Below are 7548 nucleotides of genomic sequence, written 5' to 3'. Positions count from 1 at the left end.
TCGCCTTCCTGCGCGAGTACGAGGACGACCTCGTCCTGTGCGTCCACAACTTCTCGCGCTTCGCCCAGCCCACCGAACTGGACCTGCGCCGCTTCAAGGGCCGCTACCCGGTCGAGCTGTTCGGCGGGGTCCGCTTCCCCGCCATCGGCGAACTGCCCTACCTGCTCACCCTCGCAGGCCACGGCTTCTACTGGTTCCGGCTTCGCAGGGACGCTGCCTAGAACCCCGCGGCGGGGCGGTTTCCACTGCCCCGCCCGGGGCACGCATCAGTAGCACCCCGACCCTCCCCGGGGAAAGGAATGTGACGCAATGGCGGACACAGTCACACTTTCCGGCAAGACGAGCCCCGGTCTCCTCGCGTCACTGACGCCCCTGTTGCGGGAATGGCTGCCACGGCAGCGCTGGTTCGCCGGCAAGGGGAGTCCGGTCACCGGGTTCTCGCTGGTGGCGGCCACGGAGCTGCTGCCGGCCGGAGCCCGGCTGGGCCTGTACCACCTGCTGGTGCGCGCCCACCAGCCGGCCTCGCCCGGCGACTGCTACCAGCTCCTGATAGGCGTGCGCGAGGCGCTGCCGCCCCGGCTGGCGCCCGCGCTGATCGGCCATGTGCCGGACGGACCGCTCGCCGGGCGGACGGTGTACGACGCCCTGTACGATCCGCGGCCCGCCGAGGTGCTGCTGGAGGCGTTGCGCACCGGGGCCCGGATCGGCGTCCTGCGCTGCGAGCGGGACCCGGCGCAGGAGATACGTTCCGGCCTGGTGCCACGCCGGCTGACCTCCGAGCAGTCGAACTCGTCGGTCGTCTATGGAGATACGTTCATCCTGAAGCTGTTGCGCCGGGTCGTCCCCGGCGTCAACCCCGACCTGGAGCTGCCGCTGGCGCTGGCCCGTGAGGGCTGCCCCCGGGTGCCGGCACCGACGGCGTGGATGCACGCCGAGCTCGGCGGGGAGCCGTACGTCCTGGGCGTGCTCCAGCCCTATGTGCAGGGCGCGGCGGACGGCTGGGAGCTGGCTCTGCGGGAGCTGGCCAAGGGGGAGGACTTCGGCACCGAGGCGCGGGCGCTGGGGCGGGCCACCGCCGAGGTGCACACGGCGCTCGCCCGCGCGCTGCCCACGGCGACCCTGGGCCACGCCCAGCTGGGGCCGCTGGTGGACGGCATGGTCGAGCGGCTCGACGCGGCCGCGCAGGCGGTGCCCGCGCTCCATCCGTACGCGCCCGCCCTGCGCACCGCCTTCACGGCGCTGGCCGATCTCGCGGCCGAGGGCCACACCTGGACCGCCCAGCGGGTCCACGGGGACCTGCACCTCGGGCAGTGCCTGCGCGCGCCCTCCGGGGAGTGGGCGCTGATCGACTTCGAGGGTGAGCCGGCCCGGCCGCTGGCCGAGCGCCGGATGCCCCAGCCGACGGTGCGGGACGTGGCGGGCATGCTGCGGTCCTTCGACTACGCGGCCCACTCGGCCGACCCGCCGGCACCGGGCTGGGCCGAGGCGTGCCGGGCGGCGTACTGCTCCGGGTACGCCGAGGTGGCCGGCGCGGACCCGCGCACCGATCCCGTACTGCTGCGGGCCTACGAAACGGACAAGGCCGTCTACGAGGTCGTCTACGAGGCCCGGCACCGCCCCGACTGGCTCCCCGTCCCGCTGTCCGCGATACGCAGGCTCGCCGCATCCGACCAGCTCTGAGGAGGCTTGGCCCGTGACCCCCAGTCCCCCGTCCGACGGTTCGAACCCGAGGAAGAAAGCCGCCGCGAAGAAGGCAGTGGCGAAGAAGACGGTGGCCAAGAAGGCGGTGGCGAAGAAAGCGGTGGCCAAGAAGGCGGTGGCCGAGAAGGCGGCGAGCGCGAAGACGGCGGCGATCGGGAGGGTCACTCCCGAGGACGCCACCGTGAAGAAGGCCGTCGCCGAGAAGGCCGTCGCGGCGAAGGCCACGGCCAAGAAGGCCGCAGCCAAGACGGCCATGGCGAAGACGACCGTGGCCAGGAAAGCAACCGCTGAGAACGTCAGTGCCGAGAAGCCCGCCGCGAACAGGACGTCCGCCGAGAAGGCCGTGGCCGAGGCGTCCGCCGCCAAGAAGGCGTCCGCCAAGAAGGCCGTGACCAGGAAGGCCGTGGCCAAGACGGCGCCCGCGCCGGCCGTGGCGAAGAAGGCTCCCGCCAAGGCCCCGGCGCGGAGGCGCTCCGCCAGGAAGGCCCCGGCGACGAACCCCGCCGTGGAGCCTTTGGAGGTCGCCCTCTCCCCCGCGCTGGACGCCGTCGACCGCGAGCGGCTGCTGCAGGGCACCCACCACGATCCGCACTCCGTGCTCGGCGCCCATCCGGCGCCCGGCGGGATCGTCGTGCGGGCCTTCCGCCCCTACGCGCTGTCCGTCACGGTGGTCTCCGGCGATCTGCGCGCCGACCTCCACGACGACGGCGACGGCTTCTTCTCCGGCCTGCTGCCCCTGGAGGAGGTACCGGACTACCGCCTCCTCGTCACGTACGAGAGCACGGCCCTGGAGACCGAGGACGCGTACCGCTTGCTGCCCACGCTGGGCGACCTGGACCTGCACCTGATCGGCGAGGGCCGGCACGAGCAGTTGTGGACGGTGCTCGGGGCGCATCCGATGACCCACCAGGGCGTGGCCGGAACCCGCTTCGCCGTGTGGGCGCCCAACGCGCGCGGGGTGCGGGTGGCCGGCACGTTCAACTTCTGGGACGGCACCGGGTTCCCGATGCGGTCGCTCGGCTCCTCCGGGGTCTGGGAGCTGTTCGTGCCGGGCATCGGGGAGGGCGAGCTGTACAAGTTCGACATCACCCGCCCCGACGGTTCGCACACCCTGCGCGCCGACCCGCTGGCCCGCCGTACGGAGGTGCCGCCGGCCACCTCGTCGGTCGTGCACGCCTCGCACTACGAGTGGGGCGACGAGGAGTGGCTGGCGCGCCGGGCCGACCGGCCGGTCCACGAGGCCCCGCTCTCGGTGTACGAGGTCCACCTGCCGTCCTGGCGGCCCGGTCTGACCTACCGCCAACTGGCGGAACAGCTGCCGGCGTACGTCAAGGACCTGGGGTTCACGCACGTCGAGCTGATGCCGGTCGCCGAGCACCCCTTCGGCGGCTCCTGGGGCTACCAGGTCACCGGCTTCTACGCGCCGACGGCCCGGCTGGGCACCCCCGACGACTTCAAGTACCTGGTCGACGCCCTGCACCGGGCCGGGATCGGTGTCCTCATGGACTGGGTACCGGCGCACTTCCCGCGCGACGACTGGGCGCTGGCCGAGTTCGACGGGCGGCCCCTGTACGAGCACGAGGACCCGTTGCGGGCCGCGCACCCCGACTGGGGGACCCTGGAGTTCGACTTCGGGCGGCGCGAGGTGCGCAACTTCCTGGTGGCCAACGCCACGTACTGGTGCGAGGAGTTCCACATCGACGGCCTGCGGGTGGACGCCGTCGCCTCGATGCTCTACCTGGACTACTCGCGCGAGCCCGGCCAGTGGACGCCGAACGAACACGGCGGCCGGGAGAACCTGGACGCGGTGGCCTTCCTCCAGGAGATGAACGCCACCGTGTACCGCAGGAACCCGGGCGTGGTGACGATCGCCGAGGAGTCGACGGCCTGGGACGGCGTCACCCGGGCCACGCACCACCGGGGTCCCAGCGGCTTCGGCGGGCTCGGTTTCGGACTGAAGTGGAACATGGGCTGGATGCACGACTCGCTGCAGTACGTCAGCCACGAGCCCGTCCACCGCGCATACCACCACCACGAGATGACCTTCTCGATGGTGTACGCCTACAGCGAGAACTACGTCCTGCCGATCTCCCACGACGAGGTCGTCCACGGCAAGCGCTCGCTGGTGTCGAAGATGCCCGGCGACTGGTGGCAGCGGCGCGCCGACCTCCGGGCGTACCTGGGGTTCATGTGGGCCCATCCCGGCAAGCAGCTCCTCTTCATGGGCCAGGAGTTCGCCCAGGGCGCGGAGTGGTCCGAGGCCCACGGTCCCGACTGGTGGCTGCTGGACCCCGCCTACGGCGCCGAGGCCGACCACCGGGGCGTACGGGACCTGGTCCGCGACCTGAACGCCGTCTACCGGTCGACGCCGGCCCTGTGGGAGCGGGACACCACGCCCGACGGCTTCCAGTGGGTGGTGGGTGACGCGGCCGACGACAACGTCCTCGCCTTCCTGAGGTACGACGCCGACGGCACGCCCCTGCTGGCCGTCTGCCACTTCTCCCCGGTCGTCCGCCAGGACTACCGTCTCGGCGTCCCCGACGACGTCCCCGCCTGGCACGAGGTCCTCAACACCGACGCCGCGCGGTACGGCGGCAGCGACGTCACCCATGCCCACCCGGTCAAGCCCGAGCCCCGGGCCTGGCACGGGAAACCGGCGAGCATCCGGCTGACGCTGCCCCCGCTGGCGACGGTGTGGCTGCGGCCGGCCTGAGCAGGCGGCGCGGCGGCGTGGAGCCCGGTGGTCGTCGCCACCGGGCTCACGGCCGTCCCGGATCCGCTCAGCAGTCGGCGCGGATGCTGTACACGGGCGTCCAGTTGCCCCGGACGGGACCGTAGTTGGCCGGCGTGGTGTAGATCCGGGTGCCGTCCGCGCCGAACATCCGGACCACGCCGTTGCCCGGGAGGCGGTTGTTCCAGGTGCCGCCACCGCTCCACGGGATGCTCCGCGACATGCCGCAGTACAGGGTGAGACTCCCTCCACTGTCGCTGGTCGCGCAGAACGCGCCGGAGACGTGGCAGGTCGCCTGGATCCTGCTGCCGGTCTCGGCGTGGGCGGTCGCGCCCGCCCCGGTGGCGGTGAGCGCCACCGTGGCCGCCGACAGGGCCAGTACCGACAGGGCGTTGCGCTTCTTCCTCATGTTTTCCCCTTCGTGCGAGCGGGTGTGTGCTCTCACCGTGCCGGGGCCGGCTTCGGGAAACCTTGGGGAAATCTGCGGCCGGGCTTCACCGGCAGGTCAGCGCGGGGGCCTGGGGACGTCTCTCGTGCGAGACCAGCCGCCGCGAGGGCCGTCAGCCGCCCGCCCGGCCCGGCCCCCGCCGCCCTCGGGGCCGGCCGTGGCCGAGGGGAACTCCGGGTGGCCGCCGCGGGGCAGGGCGCCGTGCACGGCGCCCGGGTCGGTGTCGCGCTCCGCGGTGAGCAACGGCTCCGCGGGCAGCGACCCGAGCGCGGGGCGTCGGGCCGGTGCGGCGGCAGGGAGGCGGGCTTCCCTGCCGCACCGCCTGCCGCACCGTCCGTGCACGCGCGGTGAGCGCGGCCCGAACTGCTACGTCCTGGTCGTCCCGCGTGCCGAAAGGGCTTCGGCCAGCGGCTTCGGCAGTTCCCCGGTGTGCACTACGCCGAGCCGCTGCGTGGCCCGGGTCAGGGCGACGTACAGGTCGCTGGTGCCGTACCGGCCCGGTTCGACCACGAGCACGGAGTCGAACTCCAGGCCCTTGGACTGGCGGGGGTCCAGGAGCACGACCGTCCGGGTGAGGTCCGGTTCGGCGCCCGCGGTGACCCCGTCCAGCCGGGCCGCCAGACGGCGGTGCAGCTCGCGCGGGGCGATCACCGCGAGCCGGCCCTCGGCCGGGGTCAGCTCCTGGACCGCCTCGGCGACCGCGGCGGGCAGGTCGTCGGTGGCGCGCGCCCAGGGCCGCACGCCGGTGGAGCGCACCGAGCTGGGCGGCGCGAACTCCGGCTGCTCGGCGCGTACGACGGCCGCGGCGACCTCCATGATCTCGGCCGGGGTGCGGTAGTTGACGCCGAGCCGGGTGTGTTCCCAGCGGTCCTGCACGTACGGCTCGAGGATCCCCGACCAGGAGCCGACGCCGGCCGCCTCCGCGGTCTGGGCGGGATCGCCGACCAGGGTCATCGAGCGGGTGGGGCAGCGCCGCATCAGCAGCCGCCACGCCATCGGCGACAGCTCCTGCGCCTCGTCGACGATGATGTGCCCGAACGCCCAGGTCCGGTCGGCCGCCGCCCGCTCGGCCGCGCTGCGGTGATCGTCCTCCTCGTGCCGCTCGGCGAACCGCTCGGCGTCGATGATGTCGTGCGCGGACAGCACCTCGCTGGCTTCCGGATCGCTGTCCTCCTTGTCCTCGAACTCGTAGGTGCGGGAGGCGTAGGAGACGTCCAGCACGCCCTGCGCGTAGGCGATCTGCGTCTGCCGTTCGCGGTCGGCCCGGGCCCGCGCCGACCGGTCGTCCTCGCCGAGGAGTTCGGCGGCCTCGTCGAGCAGCGGTACGTCCGCCACGGTCCACGCCCGGGTCACCGGCCGGCGGATGGCGGCCGCGTCCTCGTCGCCGACGTACCCCTCGGGGTCGGCGAGGAAGTCGGCGACCACGCGCTGCGGGGTGAGCACCGGCCACAACTGGTCGATGGCGGACCACACGTCGGGGTTCTCGGCCAGCTCGTCGCGGATCTGGGTGATGTCACTGGGGTCGAGGAGGCTGGAGCCGTCGTAGGGGTCGGTGCCGACGCGCTCGGCGTACAGCTCGGTGAGCGTGTTGAGGATGTGGCCCTCGAAGTGCTCACGAGCGGCGTTGTGCGGCAGTCGGGCGGCCCGGGTGCGCTCACGGGCGACGCCCACGAGCCCGTCGTCGAGCATCAGCACCTCGCGGTCGTGCTCGATCGCGATCACCGGGTCGGGCAGCGCCTGCCGGTCGCGTACGACGGCGGCGAGCACGTCGGCCATGTCGGCGCGGCCCTTCACGGCGGCCGCCTCGGGGGTGTCCGTGGCCGTCGCCCGTACGCCCGGGTACAGCTCGCCGACCGTCGCGAGCAGCACGCCCGTCTCGCCCAGCGAGGGCAGCACCTCGCCGATGTAGCCGAGGAAGGCGGGGTTGGGGCCGACGATCAGCACGGCGCGCTTGGCGAGCAGTTCGCGGTGCTCGTAGAGCAGGTAGGCCGCCCGGTGCAGGGCGACCGCCGTCTTGCCGGTGCCGGGACCGCCCTCGACGACCAGGACGCCTCGGTGCGGGGCGCGGATGATCTCGTCCTGCTCGGCCTGGATGGTCTGCACGATGTCGTGCATGCGGCCGGTGCGGGCGGCGTCGAGGGCGGCGAGCAGGACGGCGTCGCCGGCCGGGTCCTCGTACCCGGTGCGGGTGGCGTCGCCGAGGTCGAGGAACTCGTCGTGCAGGGCGGTGACCCGGCGGCCCTCGGTGGAGATGTGCCGACGGCGGCGCAGGCCCATCGGGGTGTGGCCGGTGGCCAGGTAGAAGGGGCGGGCGACGTCGGCCCGCCAGTCGACGAGGACCGGGGTGCGTTCGGCGTCGTCCAGGCGCAGCCCGATCCGGCCGATGTGGTGGCTCGCGCCGGAGGCCAGGTCGATCCGGCCGAAGCAGAGGGAGCCGTCGACGGCGTTCAGCGCGGCGAGCAGCCCCGAGCGCTCGGCGACCAGGATGTCCCGCTCCAGCCGGGCCTGCATGGGCTTGTCGCCCTGGGCGAGGGCGTGGGCCACCGAGGCCTCGGTGTCGCCGCGCAGGGCGTCCACGCGGGCGTACAGGCCGTCGATGAATTCCTGTTCACCGCGCATTTCACCGTCGGTGAATTCGGTGTTTGACTCGGTGTTTGACAATTCCGCT

General features: G+C 73.1%; 5 protein-coding genes. 3 read left to right on the top strand and 2 right to left on the bottom strand.

Annotated elements, in window-relative coordinates:
* The 3 genes from ACIBBD_RS24070 to glgB all read left to right on the top strand — a co-directional run.
* The coding region (locus ACIBBD_RS24070) for an alpha-glucosidase C-terminal domain-containing protein (protein WP_399421544.1) at positions 1 to 221 on the top strand (221 nt) is incomplete at its 5' end.
* A gap of 88 nt (positions 222 to 309) precedes the next feature.
* Positions 310 to 1680 (top strand): maltokinase, encoded by a 1371-nt coding sequence (locus ACIBBD_RS24065; protein WP_399421543.1) that lies wholly within the window; start codon positions 310 to 312, stop codon positions 1678 to 1680.
* A 13-nt stretch (positions 1681 to 1693) separates the two neighbouring features.
* Positions 1694 to 4414, top strand: coding sequence for a 1,4-alpha-glucan branching enzyme (glgB, locus tag ACIBBD_RS24060; RefSeq protein ID WP_399421542.1), 2721 nt, complete (start codon positions 1694 to 1696; stop codon positions 4412 to 4414).
* Positions 4415 to 4481: 67 nt separating this feature from the next.
* Here the strand turns inward: glgB and ACIBBD_RS24055 are convergent, their stop codons facing one another.
* Both ACIBBD_RS24055 and ACIBBD_RS24050 read right to left on the bottom strand, forming a co-directional pair.
* A complete protein-coding gene (locus ACIBBD_RS24055) occupies positions 4482 to 4841 on the bottom strand; it encodes a hypothetical protein (protein WP_399421541.1) in 360 nt (119 codons plus the stop codon).
* A gap of 405 nt (positions 4842 to 5246) precedes the next feature.
* Entirely contained in the window at positions 5247 to 7499 is a 2253-nt protein-coding gene (locus tag ACIBBD_RS24050; protein WP_399421540.1) for a HelD family protein, read from the bottom strand.
* Positions 7500 to 7548 lie beyond the last annotated feature (49 nt).

This window comes from Streptomyces sp. NPDC051315, assembly GCF_044455165.1.
GTDB lineage: Bacteria > Actinomycetota > Actinomycetes > Streptomycetales > Streptomycetaceae > Streptomyces.
The sequence above is the reverse complement of the archived record's forward strand: the minus strand, read 5'-3'. Positions and strand labels throughout refer to the sequence as shown.

Coding starts and splice junctions, on each gene's coding strand:
- ACIBBD_RS24065 (WP_399421543.1), top strand. CDS start 310: ATGGCGGACACAGTCACACTTTCCGGCAAGACGAGCCCCGGTCTCCTC.
- ACIBBD_RS24055 (WP_399421541.1), bottom strand. CDS start 4,841: ATGAGGAAGAAGCGCAACGCCCTGTCGGTACTGGCCCTGTCGGCGGCC.
- ACIBBD_RS24050 (WP_399421540.1), bottom strand. CDS start 7,499: ATGCGCGGTGAACAGGAATTCATCGACGGCCTGTACGCCCGCGTGGAC.